16 protein-coding genes are annotated in these 16,201 nt (G+C 66.5%); 8 read left to right on the top strand and 8 right to left on the bottom strand.

Annotated elements, in window-relative coordinates:
• Positions 1-3 precede the first annotated feature (3 nt).
• From H1R19_RS17585 to H1R19_RS17550, 8 genes are all read right to left on the bottom strand, one after another.
• A complete protein-coding gene (locus H1R19_RS17585; RefSeq protein ID WP_188328689.1) occupies positions 4-1,404 on the bottom strand; it encodes an O-antigen ligase family protein in 1,401 nt (466 codons plus the stop codon).
• A 135-nt stretch (positions 1,405-1,539) separates the two neighbouring features.
• Positions 1,540-2,145 carry a DUF4262 domain-containing protein gene (locus tag H1R19_RS17580; RefSeq protein WP_219849690.1) on the bottom strand — a complete coding sequence of 202 codons (606 nt, stop codon included), beginning with the start codon at positions 2,143-2,145 and terminating at the stop codon, positions 1,540-1,542.
• Between the two features lie 121 nt (positions 2,146-2,266).
• Positions 2,267-3,475 carry an MFS transporter gene (locus H1R19_RS17575; RefSeq protein ID WP_219849689.1) on the bottom strand — a complete coding sequence of 403 codons (1,209 nt, stop codon included), beginning with the start codon at positions 3,473-3,475 and terminating at the stop codon, positions 2,267-2,269.
• Positions 3,472-4,221, bottom strand: a complete 750-nt coding sequence (narI, locus tag H1R19_RS17570; protein ID WP_219849688.1) for a respiratory nitrate reductase subunit gamma — start codon at positions 4,219-4,221, stop codon at positions 3,472-3,474. The genes H1R19_RS17575 and narI overlap by 4 nt, the downstream gene beginning before the upstream one ends.
• Before the next feature lie 37 nt (positions 4,222-4,258).
• A complete protein-coding gene (gene narJ / locus H1R19_RS17565; RefSeq protein ID WP_219849687.1) occupies positions 4,259-4,918 on the bottom strand; it encodes a nitrate reductase molybdenum cofactor assembly chaperone in 660 nt (219 codons plus the stop codon).
• Positions 4,915-6,609, bottom strand: a complete 1,695-nt coding sequence (narH, locus tag H1R19_RS17560) for a nitrate reductase subunit beta (RefSeq protein WP_219849686.1) — start codon at positions 6,607-6,609, stop codon at positions 4,915-4,917. The genes narJ and narH overlap by 4 nt, the downstream gene beginning before the upstream one ends.
• Complete coding sequence (locus tag H1R19_RS17555; RefSeq protein ID WP_219849685.1) at positions 6,609-10,337, bottom strand: nitrate reductase subunit alpha; 3,729 nt, start codon at positions 10,335-10,337, stop codon at positions 6,609-6,611. The genes narH and H1R19_RS17555 overlap by 1 nt, the downstream gene beginning before the upstream one ends.
• A gap of 254 nt (positions 10,338-10,591) precedes the next feature.
• Positions 10,592-10,921, bottom strand: a complete 330-nt coding sequence (locus tag H1R19_RS17550) for a cupin domain-containing protein (RefSeq protein WP_188328682.1) — start codon at positions 10,919-10,921, stop codon at positions 10,592-10,594.
• Positions 10,922-11,413: 492 nt separating this feature from the next.
• On the opposite strand from H1R19_RS17550, the gene rpsH reads away from it, so the two are divergent.
• The 8 genes from rpsH (at position 11,414) to H1R19_RS17510 (ending at position 16,185) form a co-directional block, all read left to right on the top strand.
• Entirely contained in the window at positions 11,414-11,812 is a 399-nt protein-coding gene (gene rpsH / locus H1R19_RS17545; protein ID WP_188328681.1) for a 30S ribosomal protein S8, read from the top strand.
• A 14-nt stretch (positions 11,813-11,826) separates the two neighbouring features.
• Positions 11,827-12,363: a 50S ribosomal protein L6 gene (gene rplF, locus H1R19_RS17540; protein WP_188328680.1), complete on the top strand. Its 537-nt coding sequence runs from the start codon at positions 11,827-11,829 to the stop codon at positions 12,361-12,363.
• Positions 12,364-12,366: 3 nt separating this feature from the next.
• Entirely contained in the window at positions 12,367-12,771 is a 405-nt protein-coding gene (gene rplR / locus H1R19_RS17535) for a 50S ribosomal protein L18 (RefSeq protein WP_223204899.1), read from the top strand.
• A gap of 46 nt (positions 12,772-12,817) precedes the next feature.
• On the top strand, positions 12,818-13,471 hold the full coding sequence (gene rpsE, locus H1R19_RS17530; protein WP_188328679.1) for a 30S ribosomal protein S5: 654 nt from the start codon (positions 12,818-12,820) through the stop codon (positions 13,469-13,471).
• Positions 13,472-13,476: 5 nt separating this feature from the next.
• A complete protein-coding gene (gene rpmD, locus H1R19_RS17525) occupies positions 13,477-13,662 on the top strand; it encodes a 50S ribosomal protein L30 (RefSeq protein WP_188328678.1) in 186 nt (61 codons plus the stop codon).
• Positions 13,659-14,099 carry a 50S ribosomal protein L15 gene (rplO, locus tag H1R19_RS17520; protein WP_004023566.1) on the top strand — a complete coding sequence of 147 codons (441 nt, stop codon included), beginning with the start codon at positions 13,659-13,661 and terminating at the stop codon, positions 14,097-14,099. Before rpmD ends, rplO begins: the two co-directional genes overlap by 4 nt.
• Positions 14,100-14,305: 206 nt before the next feature.
• On the top strand, positions 14,306-15,634 hold the full coding sequence (secY, locus tag H1R19_RS17515) for a preprotein translocase subunit SecY (protein WP_188328677.1): 1,329 nt from the start codon (positions 14,306-14,308) through the stop codon (positions 15,632-15,634).
• Positions 15,631-16,185: an adenylate kinase gene (locus H1R19_RS17510; RefSeq protein WP_188328676.1), complete on the top strand. Its 555-nt coding sequence runs from the start codon at positions 15,631-15,633 to the stop codon at positions 16,183-16,185. Before secY ends, H1R19_RS17510 begins: the two co-directional genes overlap by 4 nt.
• Positions 16,186-16,201 lie beyond the last annotated feature (16 nt).

The raw sequence follows: 16,201 nt of genomic DNA, 5'->3' as shown, positions 1-16,201 counted from the left end.
CGCTCAGGAGTTCGCGGATGTATGTCTGGACGCCACTTCCTCCGGGTCGAAGTGCAAGCGCACCGTATGTGATTCGTGTTGTGCGGTCGCGCATCCCACAGCTCCCAACAGTAACCAGAAGTAGAAGTCCAACGGAAAGATCTCGAAATAGGTGGCGACCGTGCTGGCGACCATCGCCGCGACGATCGAGGCGCTCACGCCCAGGGCGAAGGCACCGTCCGGGTCGGGTAGGCGACGCGAGTACTGCACGCACCAGATCAGCGCGGTCACGATCATCGCCAGGAACAACCACAATCCGATGGGCCCGAGTTCGAGCAGGAGCTTCACGTAGTAGTTGTCCGGCTGATAATTCGACGACATCCCCTGCACGGTGCCGCCCGCACCGGCGGTGACGGTCTGGGTGGCCTCGCCGCGCGCCGCGGACATCGCGTCCGCGGCCGAGCCGCTGGACCCGAGCCCCCGTCCGAGCGGGTGCACCCCGATGCTCGCGAAGATCTCACCCCAGCCCGCGCCGCGCTGGCTGAGGCTGCTGGAGGAGAAGAAGACGCCGGTGATGGCCGGCGGCAGGAACGGCAGAGACACCACAGCGAAGGTGCCGAGAGCGAGCAGCGGTGCGACGAGGCGACGAAAACGCAACGCCGCCAGCCAGATCACACCGATGACCAGGCCGAGGATCGCCGCGCGCACCACCGAGGTCGCCATCGTGATCGCCATGACCGGCCAGCATGCGAGGAAGAGCTGGTTACGGCGGCGTCCGGTGTCGGACAACGCAACCGCCCCGCCCACCAGCAGTGCGAGCATCACGAACAGGCCGAAGCCGAACGGCTGGTTGAAGGTGCTGAACGTGCGGAACAGGGGCCCGCTCGACCGGACCTGCTCGCCGTAGACGTAGCCGAGTTCGACCAGCGTGGCCGGTCCGACGATCTGCTGGCCGATACCGGCCAGGGTGGTGATCACGCCCAGCGCCATGACGATCGACACCAGGCGATCGCGGTCCCGGGCGTCGAACGGTGTCAGCCACAGCGCCAGCACCGCGAACAGGTAGAAGAAGGTCACCTTGACCCCATACAGCCCGATCGGGCCGTAGACGTACAGGGCCGAGACGACGCCGAAGACCACCAGCGCCGCCGCGGCCGGCCACCACGGCATGTGCAGTGGCGGTCCGGAACGCGCCGCCGGCCGGAGCCGACGGTTGGCCGCGCAGATCAGGGTGAGGGCGAGAACCCCTTCTTTCCACGCTCCGGCGATACCGGGAACCGGTGCGATGTCGAGCAGACCGTCCAACGGGGTGAGCGCCGCCAGCACCAGCAGACCGCGCTGGGGCCGCTGGTGGATGAAGGCGATGAAGGCCACCGCGAAGACGGCCACGAACAGGACTGCGAGCACGACGGGGAGGTGCGCCACGCCCGACCTGCCTTCCTCGCGCCCCCGGTGTGTTGTTACCCCCGGTGAACAATCCTGGCACCCCGAGGCGGGATTGTCCGTGGGAGGGCCGTCAGGCGTGTCGTCCTCGCCGGCCCGGAGGAGTTCTGTGGCAGGTCAGTGGCCGGCGATCCGACGCCCCTTCCGTGGCCGGGTGCGTTCGGGACCCGATTCGACGGTGATGAGGTGGGGCCGGCGGAGACTTGCGTCGACCAGTGCAGGGATGCCCTTCAGCGGCTGGTGCATCGGGAGCAGGGTGTAGGGGTCGTCCCAAGGGAAATGGCCGTACTCATCAGGCCAGACCACCTGCAGCGTCGGATAATCCGGGAACAGGAGGTTGGCCAGGATCAGTTCGTCCTTGTCGACCTGCTCGATCAGGCGCAGCGTCACCGACACCGTCTGCAGCGTGATGTCGGTCTGGCCGGCGACGAGGTCGCGCCAGTCCTCGCGGTGGAGCAGGTCGCCGAGTTCGTTGAGGACGTAGTGGGCGGTGAGCGGGTCCAGTCCGTAGACCGACAGCTCCGGGATCGAGTGCAACGACAATCCCGCGGTGTAGGAGAAGCCGCAGTCGGTCGTGTTGCCCGAGGTGTCGTCGACATCGGCCGACTCGCCGACGGAGGTCACCTGCCAGCCGCAGCGGCGGATGGTCTCGATTGTCGAGCGGATGACGGGATTGGGATGCCACCTGGGCAGACCTCGGATCGCGGCAGCGTGGTCTGGCATGGATCGCTCCTTTGTTCGACGGTGCGATCATGAGACCACGGGGTCCCGACAGTTTCGGTCGCGCGGCGTCTGCCGGCTCGGGTCGGTGTCTGCGACCAGGGTCGGTCGGCCCCGGCCGGTCTCAGCCCGTGGTCTTCTGCCGGATGCCGAAGACCGTGAAGATCGCCGCGCCGCCGGCGAACGCGACGAGCAACGCCAGGCCGACCGTGTAGCTGTGGGTGGCTGCGTCGTAGGTGGCGCCCATGACCATCGGGGGGAAGAACCCGCCGAGCCCGCCCGCGGCTCCGACGATGCCGGTCACCGATCCGACCCGCTCGGCGGGGGCCGCCTGCGCGACCCAGCTGAAGACCGAACCCGAGCCGAGGCCCATGCAGACGGCCATCAGCACGAAGTCGATACCCGCGGGAATCTCCACCGGCGGTTTGGTGATCATCCACACCGCGAGGACGGCCGCACCGCCGCACGAGATCACCGTGATGATCCGGGGACCGAAGCGGTCGGACAGGATGCCGCCGAGGGGTCTGGCGATCACGGCGGCGATCGCGAATCCCGCCGTGCGCGCCCCCGCGGCCTGCAGATCGAACCCGTAGACGTCGTTGAGGTAGGTCGGTAGATAGGTGCTGAACGCGACGAAGCCGCCGAACGCCGCGGCGTAGAGGAATCCCAGCTGCCAGGTGATGGGGAGTTTCGCGGCGGCGACGAGTTTGGGGACCACCGAGTCGTGCGACGGCACCCAGCGGGGTGAGTCACGCATGAACAGCCAGCAGATCACGGCCATCACGGCCAGGGCGGCCGCGATGATCAGATGGGTCGGGAGGTAGCCGAACCAGGACACGAAGCGCGGTGTGAAGAACGCCGACAGTGCGGTCCCGCCCATCCCGGCACCGAACACCCCCGTCGCGAACCCGCGCCGGGATGTGTCGTACCAGGCGTTCACGAAGGGGATACCCACCGCGAACGTCGTCCCGGCGATGCCGAGGAAGAAGCCCGCGACCAGTAACAGCGGATAGCTGTCGAAGTGGCCGGCCGCGGCGACCAGCAACACGAACGGGATGGTGACGACCAGCAGCACCGTGAACATGAGCCGTCCGCCGAGCCGGTCGGTCAGCGCGCCGGTGAGGATTCGGCCCAGGGACCCGACCAGGATGGGGATGGCGACGACCACCGACTTCTGGGTGGCGCTGAGGTCGAGCTGGTCGGTGTAGACCACCCCCAGCGGGCCGATGAGGTTCCAGGCCCAGAAACTGATCGCGAACGCCGCCGTCGCCAGTGCGAGATTCAGCGACTGCGAACCGGTCGTCGTACGCGGTGCGGTGGTGTCGGTGGTCATCGATCGCGGTCCTTCACTCCGACGGGCGCCCATCCGGGCCGATACGGCTGGCTGCCCGGTGCGGATCGTCTGTCGCGGCTTCGGTAGACGATGTAGGGCCGGAACAGGTAATGCACGGGTGCGGTGAAGATGTGGACGAGCCGGGTGAACGGCACCATGGCGAACAGCAGCATCCCGATGAGGATGTGTACGTGGAAACGCATCGGCGCCTGCGCCATCGCCGAGACGTCGGGCTGCAACACGAACAGCGACCGGAACCACGGGGACACGGTGTCGCGGTAGTTCACCCCGTTCGCGTGCGGGTCGAGCGTGCCGATCAGGGTGATGTAGGTGCCCGCCACCAGAGCCGTGACGAGCACCAGGTACATCGCCTTGTCGTTTCGCGTGGTCGCCATGAACACCGGGCCGACGGTGCGGCGGCGGTAGACGAGCAAGCCCACCCCCACGAGGGTCGCGACCGCGGCGAGCAGTCCGAAGACCCCGGCGCCCCAGTGATATGCGGTCTCCGACACCCCGATCGCAGCGGTCCAGGACTCCGGGATCAGCAGCCCGACCGCGTGTCCGACGATCACCACCAGCACGCCGTAGTGGAACAGCGGCGAGGCCACCCTCAGCAGTCGGGACTCGTAGAGCTCCGATGATCTCGTCGTCCAGCCGAACTTGTCGTAGCGGTAGCGCCAGATGGTCCCGCCGATCAGCAGGCCGAGGGTCGCGTAGGGAACCACGCCCCACAGGAAGATGTCCACGCGTCACCTCTTGTTCGGTTGGCCGACCGGGGTCGGGTCAGGTCGGGTTGATGGGGAGCAGTCGTGGGTCGAAGGGTTCCAGGCCCACCGTCTCGGTCGGGACGGATCGGCATCGTGCCATCGCCGACTCGCGGTCCGCCGGCGACGGGCTCGGCAACGTCGCACACACGGCGCCGACCGCACCGGCGTACGGCGACGATGCCTCGAGTAATGCGAACTTGATCAATTCGAGTGCGGCACGGTGCGTTTCGAGCAGCTCGATGCCCCGGCGCAGGTCGGCGCGCGCGGAGAACTCCAGCACGATCGGCAGATGGTCGGGCAACTCGCCGCGGAGGTCGACGAGGAATCCGCTGTCGCGGTAGAGCTGTTTGAACTCCCCGAGCGAGGTTCCTCGCCGCCTGGTGTCGCCGTCGGTCCAGTACGACAGGTAGAGCGTGTGGCGCTTGGAGAGGTCGAAGAGTTCGATGTAGTCGCGCCGCAGGGTGGTCGCATCGACGTCGGCGAGATGATCGACGGTGAGCCGCAGTTGTTGCGCTGCCGGGCCATCCGGCTGCTCGTCGAGTGCGGCCCGCATCAACCCCACGCGTGAGAGCACCTCGTCGTCGGGGTAGCTCAGGCACCACGAACCTATCTGGTGGATCACCCGTGGGTCGGTGGTGTGGCGCGCCCGGCGGTCGAGGGCACGCAGGGTTCTCATCTGCTGTCCCTGTCCGGCGTACCGCCGTGCTCCCGGCCCGCACGTTCGGGGAAAAGGCCGGTGGGAGCGCCGTTTCCGTCCCAGTTCAGCAGGTTCGTGCGTCCCGCCATGGTGTGTTCGCCTGCCGCGGTGTCGGTCGTCTGGCGTTGTTTGAGCGCATGGAACGTCTCCACCGAGACCGGCGCGGGCGTGCCGCTCGCCTCGCCGAAGGGTGACGAGTCGAACATTCCGGGACCCTCGTCGTAGTCGAGTGCACACGCCATCTCGTCGAGCCTCGCGGCCTGTTCGACGTGAGCGGTCGGGATCACGTAGCGCTCATCGTATTTGGCGATGGCCATCAGCCGGTACATCTCGTAGACCTGTTCCTCGGTCATGCCCACCGCCGCCGGGATGGAGCTGTCGGGATCGCGGCCCAGAGTGACGTCGCGCATGTAGGCACGCATGGCGGCCAGCCGGCGCAGCACGGTCTCGATCACGTCGGTGTCGCCTGCGGTGAACAGTTCGGCCAGGTACTCGACGGGGATGCGCAATGCCTCGATGGCCCCGAAGAGGGTGCCGGGGCTCTCGGCGTCGTGTCCCTGTTCGGCGAGCAGATCGACGATGGGCGACAGCGGCGGGACGTACCAGACCATCGGCATGGTGCGGTATTCGGGATGCAAGGGCAACGCGACACGAAACTTCTTCGCCAGCGCGTACACCGGTGAGCGCCGCGCCGCCGCCAGCCAGTCGTCGGGGATGCCGTCGGCGCGGGCCGCGGCGATGACATCGGGATCCTCGGGGTCCAGCATCAGGTCGAGTTGGGCCTCGTACAGGTCGTGCTCGTCCGGGACGGAGGCGGCCGCGGTGACGGCGTCGGCGTCGTAGAGGAAGATCCCGAGGTACCGCAGGCGGCCGACGCAGGTCTCCGAACACACGGTGGGCTGCCCGACCTCGATGCGCGGATAACACAGCGTGCACTTCTCGGCCTTGCCGGATTTGTGGTTGAAATAGATCTTCTTGTAAGGACATCCGGTGATGCACTGCCGCCAGCCCCGGCACCTGTCCTGATCGACCAGCACGATCCCGTCCTCGCTGCGCTTGTAGATCGCACCCGACGGGCACGACGCCATGCACGACGGGTTGAGGCAGTGTTCGCAGATGCGCGGCAGATAGAACATGAAGGTCTGCTCGAAGCTGAACCTGATCGCGTCCTCGGACTCGCGGCGGAGCTTCTCGACGATCGGGTCACGCGAGGCGAGTTCCGGTCCGCCGCCGAGGTTGTCGTCCCAGTTCGCCGACCAGGTGACCTTGGTGTCCTCACCGGTGAGCAGCGACTTGGGTCGTGCGACGGGGAAGTCGTCCCCCAGCGGGGCGTCGATGAGGGTCTGGTAGTCGTAGGTCCACGGCTCGTAGTAGTCGTCGATCGTGGGCTGGACCGGACTCGCGAAAAGGGTCAGCAGTTTCTGCAGTCGCCCACCGGCGCGCAGCCGCAGCTTGCCGTTGCGGTTGAGCCGCCAGCCCCCGCGCCATGTCTCCTGGTCGTCGTAGCGGCGCGGATATCCTTGTCCGGGACGGGTTTCGACGTTGTTGAACCAGACGTACTCGGTGCCCGCCCGATTGGTCCAGGCCTGTTTGCACGTGACCGAGCAGGTGTGGCAGCCGATGCATTTGTCGAGATTCATCACCATCCCGACCTGAGCCATGACTCGCATCAGTAGGTCACCTCCTGGTTCCGCTTGCGAATGGTCGAGACCATGTCGCGCTGATTGCCGGTCGGGCCGAGATAGTTGAAGGCGTAGGACAACTGGGCGTAACCGCCGATGAGGTGCGTCGGCTTCACCAACAGCCGGGTCGCCGAGTTGTGGATGCCGCCACGGCGGCCGGTCGCCTCCGACTTCGGCACGTCGATGGTGCGCTCCTGGGCGTGATGGACGTAGCAGACCCCCGTGGGCATCCGGTGGCTGACGATCGCCCGGCAGACGAAGACGCCGTTGGAGTTGACGCATTCGATCCAGTCGTTGTCGGCGACGTCGATCGACGCGGCGTCCTGCGGGCTCAGCCACGCGGTCGGACCACCGCGCGAGAGGGACAGCATGAGCAGGTTGTCCTGATACTCGGAATGGATGGACCACTTGTTGTGCGGCGTCAGGTAGCGGACGGTGATCTCCCGGGTGCCGTCGGGACCGAGTTTGGGCTCACCGAACAGCCGGTGCATGTCCAGCGGCGGCCGGTAGATCGGGAACGACTCACCCATGTCGATCATCCAGTCGTGGTCGAGATAGAAGTGCATCCGACCGGTGAGGGTGTGAAAAGGCTTGAGCCGCTCGATGTTCACCGTGAACGGGGCGTAGCGCCGGCCGCCGGTCTCCGAACCCGACCACTCCGGGGAGGTGATCACGGCCACCGGCGCCTTCTGCGTGTCGGCGAACCGGATGTGTTTCTCCTCCGAGCCGCGCGCGAGGTCGTCGAGCTGCACGCCCACCCGCCGCTGGAGTTGTTCGAAGCCGGCGAGGGCCAGTTCGCCGTTGGTGGTGCCCGACAGTGTCAGGATCGCCTCGGCGAGTTTCACGTCGGTGTCGATGGCGGGTCGCCCGTCGCCGGCTCCGCCCAGCATCACCCCGTTGGACTCGGCCAGTCGGCGAGTCTGTTCTTCGAGGGGGTAGGTGACGTTCTTGACGGTGAACCCGAGTGAGTCCGCGAGGGGGCCGATGGCGGCCAGCTTGTCCGCGATCGACGTGTAATCACGTTCCACCACACTGAAATTGGGCATGTTCTTACCGGGTCGGCCACGCTCTCCGGTGTGCCGCCAGTCGACGACCCGGCCGTGCGGTTGTGCGGTCTCGCCCGGAGTGTCGTGCTGCAGAGGCACACTCACGAGGTCATGTCGTGTCCCGAGATGGGTCCGCGCCATGTCCGACAGCTTGCGGGCCAGGCGATGGAACAGGTCGAAATCGGACTTCGCCTCCCACGGCGGATCGATGGCCGGGGTGAAGGCGTGGACGAACGGGTGCATGTCCGTGGAGGAGAGGTCGTACTTCTCGTACCACGTCGCGGCCGGCAGCACGATGTCGGACAACAGCGTCGTGGAGGTCATCCGGAAGTCCGCGGACAGCAGCAGGTCGAGTTTGCCCTCGGGTGCCTCGTCGTGCCAACGGACCTCGCTCGGGCGGGGAGTGTCGGGTTGTTCGGTGCCCAGCACGTTGTGATGGGTGCCGAGCAGCGTCCGCAGGAAGTACTCGTTGCCCTTCGCCGACGAGCCGAGAAGGTTGGAGCGCCACAGGACCAGTGTCCGCGGCCAGTTCTCCGGGGCGTCGACATCGGAGATCGCCGGCGTCAGATCGCCGCTCCGGAGTTGCTCGGCGACATAACCGGCGACGTCGGTGGCCTCGCCGCGCTCGACGGCCGCCGACGCCTCGTCGGCGACGTCGAGTGGGTTGGTGGAGAACTGGGGATAGAAGGGCATCCAGCCCAGTCGCGCGGACTGGGCGATGGCGTCGGCGGTGTGCTCGTGGTCCATCGTGCCGCGGGCGAGGGGGGAGGCGAGTGAAGCCGTCGAGTATCCGTCGTTGCGCCACTGCCCGGTGTGCATGTACCAGTACGACGTGCCGGTCATGGTGCGCGGCGGGCGGCTCCAGTCCAGCGCGTTCGCCAGGGAGATCCAGCCGGTGATCGGACGGCACTTCTCCTGGCCCACGTAATGCGCCCAGCCGCCGCCGTTGCGGCCCATGCACCCGGTGAGGATGAGCAGCGACAGGATCGCGCGATACGTCGCGTCCCCGTGGAACCACTGGCAGACCCCGGCGCCCATGATGATCATCGACCGGCCACCGGATTCCTCTGCATTGGCGGCGAATTCGCGGGCGATGCGGATCGCGGCGGCGGCCGGCACCCCGGTGATCTCGGCCTGCCACGCAGGGGTGTACGGGGTGGCGGGGTCGTCGTAGCCGGACGGCCACTCGCCCGGAAGACCGTCCCGGGCGACGCCGTACTGGGCGAGCATCAGGTCGAAGACGGTGGTGACCAGCCGCCCGCCGATCCGCCGCGCGGGTACGCCCCGCCGGATGACCGCACCGCTGCCGTCCGGTGCGTCGAAGACGGGCAAGGCGACCGGGACCATCTCGGCGCCCTCGCCCATCAGGGTCAGTGCCGGTCGCGCGTCCTCGAGGTCGAGGTTCCAGCGGCCCTCACCGGAGTCGGCGTACCGGAATCCCATCGAACCGTTGGGGACCGCCGGCCGGCCGCTCTCCTCGTCCCAGAACACCGTCTTCCAGACGTCCTCGGTGGGAGTGGGGGCAGGGGTCTCGCCCGTCTGGGGGTCCAGTTCGTCCGCCGTCACGAACTTCCCCCCGACGTAGTGCCCGGGGTGCTCGGGGTGCTCGTCGAGATGGACGAGGAAAGGCAGATCGGTAAAGCGGCGCACGTAGTCGTCGAAGAACCCGGTGGTGCGTTCGACGAAGAACTCGGTGAGGATGACATGCCCCATCGCCATCGCGAGCGCACCGTCGGTGCCGGCCTGGGCGGGCAGCCATTCGTCGGCGAACTTGGTGTTGTCGGCGTAGTCGGGGCTGACCGTCACCACCTTGGTGCCCCGGTAGCGCACCTCGGCCATCCAGTGCGCGTCCGGGGTGCGCGTGACCGGGACGTTCGAACCCCACATCATCAGGTAGGTCGCGTCCCACCAGTCGCCCGACTCGGGAACGTCGGTCTGGTCGCCGAACACCTGCGGGCTGGCCACGGGAAGGTCGGCGTACCAGTCGTAGAACGACGTCATCACCCCGCCGATGAGCTGGATGAAGCGGGTGCCGACGCAGTGGCTGACCATCGACATCGCCGGGATCGGCGAGAAACCGGCGCACCGGTCGGGGCCGTAGGTCTTGATGGTGTGGACATGGGCGGCGGCCGCCATCTCGATGGCCTCGTCCCAGGTCACGCGGACGAGACCGCCCTTGCCGCGGGCCTGCTGGTAGGAACGCCGGCGCAGTGGGTCGGACACGACGTCGGCCCAGGCCAGCACCGGATCCTGCAGCCGTGCCTTGGCCTGCCGGTACATCTCGACCAGCACGCCACGGGCATACGGGTGCCGTACGCGGGTGGGGGAGTAGGTGTACCACGAGAACGCGGCTCCGCGTGGGCACCCGCGTGGCTCGTATTCAGGGCGGTCCGGGCCCACCGACGGGTAGTCGGTCTCCTGGGTCTCCCAGGTGATGATCCCGTCCTTGACGTAGACCTTCCACGAGCAGGAGCCCGTGCAGTTCACCCCATGGGTGGAACGCACGACCTTGTCGTGACTCCAACGGTCCCGGTAGAAGACATCGCCCGCACGGCCGCCGTCGCGGAAGACCGCACGACGATCATCGGTTTCGTCCCAGCGGGTGAAGAACCTGCCGATGTCGAGCAGGGCGGTGGCTGCGGCGCCCTGTACCTCGTCTGACCGGGCCATGGGCGTCACGATACGGAGAGCAGATCTGCGTCAACGGCGAATTCGGAACAGCGACGGAAATGTCCGAAAATGGGTTGGGAGAATGCATTCCGATGAGACAGAGAATGCGTATCAGTTCACCATTGCGTGCATTTACGCGCCGTACTCACGCCGATCATGACGGACGCCGGACGCCGGTTCTCCAGACGCATCCGGGCAGCAGGCTCAGGCGCGGCGTCGGTACCGGGAGCCCCGGCACCGGCAGCTCGGCACGGTCAGCGGGTGGCGACGGTCAGCAGCACCGCCGCGTCGTCCTGGGCTCTGAGACCGTGGCGCGCGGCGGGGACCGTCACCAGGTCGCCGGCCGACCCTTCCCAGCTGTCATCGGGCGTGGTCAGGGTGACCTTCCCATGCAGGACCAGGAGAGTGGCCTCAGTCGGACTGTCGTGATCGGACAGTGACGCACCCGCGGTCAGCGCGATCACCGTCTGTCTCAGGTGACGGGAGGAGTCGCCGTACAGCGTGTGGGCGGCGCGTCGGCTGCTGGCCTCGTGCGCGGCCGCCAGTAGCTGCTCGACGAGGTCTGGCAAGCGGGTCGAGTCCATGTCAACGACCTTGGCATCGCCGCCGCACGATGTGTCGGAATTGCAACGATCGATTCCGTTTCGTTGCACAACGGGCCAGACGGAAATGAACGGCGGCGAGAGGTGGACAGACGAATCGGGTCGCGCCGCACCTCGTTTTCGCCATTGATCCCGGAGCTTTCCGGCACCCCCGCGGAGGAGTGGGACCGGCGTGCTCGTTCTCACCGGACGACGGTCCGTAGAGTCGGTGATGCCCGGCGTGAGCGGGGAGGCCCGCAGCACCGATTTGGGTCTACGCTGCGGATTCTCTACACTAGACCGGTTGCCTGTGCACCTCAGGTGTCCGGGACACAACTGAATAGTCTCCGGTGCCGGCGAAAAGCCAAGGGCACCGGCGGCGAGAACCTTCAGAAACACTATCCACTTCGTAGAAGGCCCACCGCAGGTCACGGAGATCCTCTCCACAGATCGGCGTTGTATGGGAACCGCTACGAGAAAGGTTGACGGTCACCCATGACCATGACTGACCCCATCGCAGACTTCTTGACACGTCTGCGCAACGCCAACTCGGCGTACCACGACGAGGTGAAACTCCCGTCGTCGAAGATCAAGGTGAACATCGCCGAGATCCTCAAGCGCGAGGGCTACATCACCGACTACCGCACCGAAGACGCGGAAGTCGGCAAGAGCCTCGTCGTCTCCCTGAAGTACGGCCCCAGCCGTGAGCGCTCCATCGCCGGACTGCGCCGCGTCTCCAAGCCGGGCCTTCGGGTTTATGCAAAGTCCACAAACCTGCCCAAGGTTCTGGGCGGCCTCGGCGTGGCCATCATCTCCACGTCGTCGGGCCTGCTCACCGATCGCCAGGCAGCCAACCAGGGCGTGGGCGGCGAAGTCCTCGCCTACGTCTGGTAGGGGGAGGTAACACTATGTCGCGTATCGGAAAGAACCCCATCGAGATCCCCGCGGGCGTGGACGTCACCATCGACGGCCAGAAAGTCACCGTGAAGGGCCCCAAGGGTGAGCTCTCGCTCACCGTGTCGGAGCCCATCGTGGTCGCCAAGGAGGACAACTCCATCGTCGTGACCCGTCCGAACGACGAGCGTCGCAGCCGTGCGCTGCACGGTCTGAGCCGGACACTGGTCAACAACCTCGTCATCGGGGTCACGCAGGGCTACACCAAGAAGATGGAGATCTTCGGTGTCGGTTACCGCGTGCAGGCCAAGGGCAGTGACCTCGAGTTCGCGCTCGGTTACAGCCATCCCGTGCCGATCGAGGCTCCCTCTGGCATCACTTTCGCCGTGGAGTCCCCGACCAAGTTCTCGGTCACGGGTATCGACAAGCAGCAAGTCGGCGAGATCTCGGCGGTCATCCGCCGCCTGCGTCGCCCGGACCCCTACAAGGGCAAGGGCATTCGCTACGAGGGTGAGCAGATCCGTCGCAAGGTCGGAAAGACGGGTAAGTAAGCCATGAGTGATTCAGCTACCAAGACAGTGCGCAAGCCAGTGGGCAAGGACGTGTCGACGCGTCGTCGCAAGGCGACGACCAACCGTCACTTCCGTCTCCGCAAGAAGGTCAGCGGCACCCCCGCTCGTCCCCGTCTCGCGGTCAAGCGCAGCTCGCGCCACATCCACGTGCAGCTCATCGACGACCTGGCAGGCAAGACGCTCGCCGCGGCATCGACGATCGAGGCCGACGTGCGTGCGTCCGGCGGAGACAAGTCGGCGCAGGCCCGCAAGGTCGGCGAACTGATCGCCGCCCGTGCCAAGGCCGCCGGTGTCGAGGCCATCGTGTTCGACCATGGCGGCAAGGGCTACCACGGCCGTATCGCTGCGCTCGCCGACGCCGCCCGCGAGGGAGGCCTGAGCTTCTGATGACCATCTACACCAGCTTTACCCACATGACCGGAGGGAACCTCTGATGCCCGGACGTCAGCGTGACGGCGGAAACGGACCCGCCGGTAACGACAACAACCAGAACAATGCAGCCGGCGGCGGCAACGACCGTCGTGGCGGTGGCGGCGGTCGTGACCGTCGCGACCGTGGCGGTCGCGACCAGGACCGCAACCAGCTCGAGCGCGTGGTGACCATCAACCGCGTGTCGAAGGTGGTCAAGGGTGGACGTCGTTTCTCGTTCACCGCTCTCGTGGTCGTCGGCGACGGCCAGGGAATGGTCGGCGTCGGCTACGGCAAGGCCAAGGAAGTTCCGGCCGCGATCCAGAAGGGTGTCGAAGAGGCTCGCAAGAACTTCTTCCGCGTCCCGATGATCGGCGCGACCGTCACCCACCCTGTTCAGGGTGAGGCCGCGGCCGGTGTCGTCATGCTCCGCCCGGCCAGCCCCGGTACCGGTGTGATCGCCGGTGGCGCGGTGCGTGCCGTGCTCGAGTGCGCGGGCGTCCACGACGTCCTCGCCAAGAGCCTCGGCTCGGACAACGCCATCAACGTCGTCCACGCCACCGTGGCGGCTCTCAAGATGCTGCAGCGTCCCGAAGAGGTCGCGGCCCGTCGTGGCCTGCCGATCGAGGACGTCGCTCCCGCCGGTATGCTCCGCGCTCGCGCAGGACAGGGGGTCTGATCACCATGGCTCAGCTGAAGATCACCCAGGTCAAGGGCACCATCGGTACCAAGAGCAACCAGCGTGACAGCCTGCGGACCCTCGGCCTGAAGGGCATCCGCAAGACCGTCACCCGCGAGGACACGCCGATCAACCGCGGCCTCATCAAAGCGGTTCGTCACCTCGTGACAGTCGAAGAGGTTCAAGCATGACCATCAAACTCCATCACCTTCGCCCTGCTCCGGGGTCGAAGACCGACAAGACCCGCGTGGGTCGCGGTGAGGGGTCCAAGGGTAAGACCGCCGGTCGCGGCACCAAGGGCACCAAGGCGCGCAAGAACGTGCCGGCCGGCTTCGAGGGTGGCCAGATGCCGATCCACATGCGGCTGCCGAAGCTCAAGGGCTTCACCAACCGCAACCGGATCGAGTACCAGGTCGTCAACGTCGGCGACATCGCGCGCCTGTTCCCGCAGGGCGGCACCATCGGCGTCGACGAGCTCGTCGCCGCCGGGGCCGTGCGCAAGAACAAGCTGGTGAAGGTTCTCGGCGACGGTGACCTGTCGGTCAAGGTCGACATCACCGCCGACAAGTTCACCGCTTCCGCCAAGGAGAAAATCGCCGCTGCCGGTGGCAGCGTCACCGAGCTCTGACGGATCTGACAGCCGGTCGGACGGCAGCCACCCGCTGCCGTCCGACCGGCTTCTTCCGCGTGACTGTTAGAGTCTCAGACGTTGTTCTGCCGCATCCGCACAGATCGCCGCATCCCGAAAGATCATCGTCGATTGCCGAGCACACGGGGCCGGGTCCGCAACGACCCGGAACGTACGCCTCGCGTGGTCGTTCCTAGGAGGAGTTAGTGCTTTCCCCCCTCTTCGCGGCCATTCGGACGCCGGACCTGAGGAAGAAGATCCTCTTCGTTCTCGGCATCATCATCCTGTATCGGCTCGGCGCCACGGTCCCATCGCCGGGCGTCGACTATCAGGCTGTGCAGGCGTGCCTCGACGAGGTGTCCGCCGGCGAATCGAGCTCGGTCTACTCCCTGATCAACCTGTTCTCCGGCGGCGCGCTGCTGCAGCTGTCGGTGTTCGCGATCGGCATCATGCCGTACATCACGGCATCCATCATCGTCCAGCTGCTCACCGTGGTCATCCCGCGGTTCGAGCAGCTGCGTAAGGAAGGCCAGGCCGGCCAGGCCAAGATGACGCAGTACACGCGTTATCTCGCCGTCGCGCTCGCCCTGTTGCAGTCCACCGGCATCGTGGCCCTCGCCGACCGCGGCCAGCTCCTCCCACAGAGTTGTGCGCAGAGCGGTGAGGTCCTCAACGACCAGAGCATCTTCGGTCTCTCGATCATCGTGCTCGTCATGACCGCCGGTGCCTGTGTGGTCATGTGGTTCGGCGAGCTCATCACCGAACGCGGTATCGGCAACGGCATGTCGCTGCTGATCTTCGCCGGTATCGCCGCGCGCATCCCGGCCGAGGGTCGCACCATCCTCAACACCCGCGGCGGACTCGTCTTCGCGCTCGTCTGTCTCGCAGCGCTGATCATCGTCGCCGGCGTCGTGTTCATCGAGCAGGGCCAGCGCCGAATCCCGGTGCAGTACGCCAAACGCATGGTCGGCCGCAAGATGTACGGCGGCTCGTCGACGTACCTGCCCCTGAAGGTGAACCAGGCGGGCGTCATCCCCGTCATCTTCGCCTCGTCGCTGCTGTACCTGCCGCAGCTGATCGTGGAACTCACACGCAGCGCGGACGGCACGCAGTCGACATGGCAGGACTACGTCACCAAGTACCTGACCGATCCCAGCAACGGGGTCTACATCGCGGTCTACTTCCTGATGATCATCTTCTTCACGTACTTCTACGTGGCGGTGACGTTCAATCCGGAAGAACGTGCCGACGAGATGAAGAAGTATGGTGGATTCATCCCGGGCATCAGGCCGGGCGCCCCGACCGCGGAGTACCTCGGCTACGTGTTGAGTCGCATCACTCTGCCGGGATCGATCTACCTCGGCATCATCGCGGTCCTGCCGAACCTGTTCCTCGAGATCGGCAACAGCGGGAACGTCCAGAACCTGCCGTTCGGCGGTACGGCCGTGCTGATCATGGTGGGCGTCGGCCTGGACACGATGAAGCAGATCAACAGCCAATTGATGCAACGCAAGTACGAAGGGTTCCTCAAATGAGACTTGTCATCCTCGGCCCCCCCGGCGCAGGTAAGGGCACCCAGGCGGAACTCCTCAGCGAAGCTCTCGGAATCCCGCACATCTCCACCGGTGACCTGTTCCGCGCCAACATCTCACAGGGAACCGCCGTCGGTGTCGAGGCCAAGAAGTACCTCGACGCGGGCAACCTCGTGCCGTCGGAGATCACCGTGGACATGGTTCGCGCCCGTGTCAGCGAGCCCGACGCCACGAAGGGCTTCATCCTCGACGGATTCCCGCGTTCGACCGAGCAGGCCGACGCTCTCAAGGAGATCCTCGCGGCCCTCGACGCCTCGCTCGACGCTGTGCTGTCCTTCGTCGTCGACACCGACGTCGTCGTCGAGCGCATGCTCGCCCGTGGCCGCGCCGACGACACCGAAGAGGTCATCCGCAACCGGATGGACGTCTACAACAAGGAGACCTCGCCGCTGCTCGCCTATTACGGCGACCAGGTCAAGACGATCGACGCGGTGGGCGACATCCAGGGTGTCCACCAGCGTGTGCTGAGCGCCCTCGGCGCCGGCGTCTCCTGACGCGCACCCCACGAAC

The organism is Gordonia jinghuaiqii (genome assembly GCF_014041935.1).
GTDB classification, from domain to species: Bacteria; Actinomycetota; Actinomycetes; order Mycobacteriales; family Mycobacteriaceae; genus Gordonia; species Gordonia jinghuaiqii.
The sequence above is the reverse complement of the archived record's forward strand: the minus strand, read 5'-3'. Positions and strand labels throughout refer to the sequence as shown.

Coding starts and splice junctions, on each gene's coding strand:
- narH (WP_219849686.1), bottom strand. CDS start 6,609: ATGCGAGTCATGGCTCAGGTCGGGATGGTGATGAATCTCGACAAATGC.
- rplO (WP_004023566.1), top strand. CDS start 13,659: ATGACCATCAAACTCCATCACCTTCGCCCTGCTCCGGGGTCGAAGACC.
- narJ (WP_219849687.1), bottom strand. CDS start 4,918: ATGAGAACCCTGCGTGCCCTCGACCGCCGGGCGCGCCACACCACCGAC.
- H1R19_RS17550 (WP_188328682.1), bottom strand. CDS start 10,921: ATGGACTCGACCCGCTTGCCAGACCTCGTCGAGCAGCTACTGGCGGCC.
- H1R19_RS17575 (WP_219849689.1), bottom strand. CDS start 3,475: ATGACCACCGACACCACCGCACCGCGTACGACGACCGGTTCGCAGTCG.
- H1R19_RS17555 (WP_219849685.1), bottom strand. CDS start 10,337: ATGGCCCGGTCAGACGAGGTACAGGGCGCCGCAGCCACCGCCCTGCTC.
- rpsH (WP_188328681.1), top strand. CDS start 11,414: ATGACCATGACTGACCCCATCGCAGACTTCTTGACACGTCTGCGCAAC.
- H1R19_RS17580 (WP_219849690.1), bottom strand. CDS start 2,145: ATGCCAGACCACGCTGCCGCGATCCGAGGTCTGCCCAGGTGGCATCCC.
- rpsE (WP_188328679.1), top strand. CDS start 12,818: ATGCCCGGACGTCAGCGTGACGGCGGAAACGGACCCGCCGGTAACGAC.
- H1R19_RS17510 (WP_188328676.1), top strand. CDS start 15,631: ATGAGACTTGTCATCCTCGGCCCCCCCGGCGCAGGTAAGGGCACCCAG.
- rpmD (WP_188328678.1), top strand. CDS start 13,477: ATGGCTCAGCTGAAGATCACCCAGGTCAAGGGCACCATCGGTACCAAG.
- rplF (WP_188328680.1), top strand. CDS start 11,827: ATGTCGCGTATCGGAAAGAACCCCATCGAGATCCCCGCGGGCGTGGAC.
- rplR (WP_223204899.1), top strand. CDS start 12,367: ATGAGTGATTCAGCTACCAAGACAGTGCGCAAGCCAGTGGGCAAGGAC.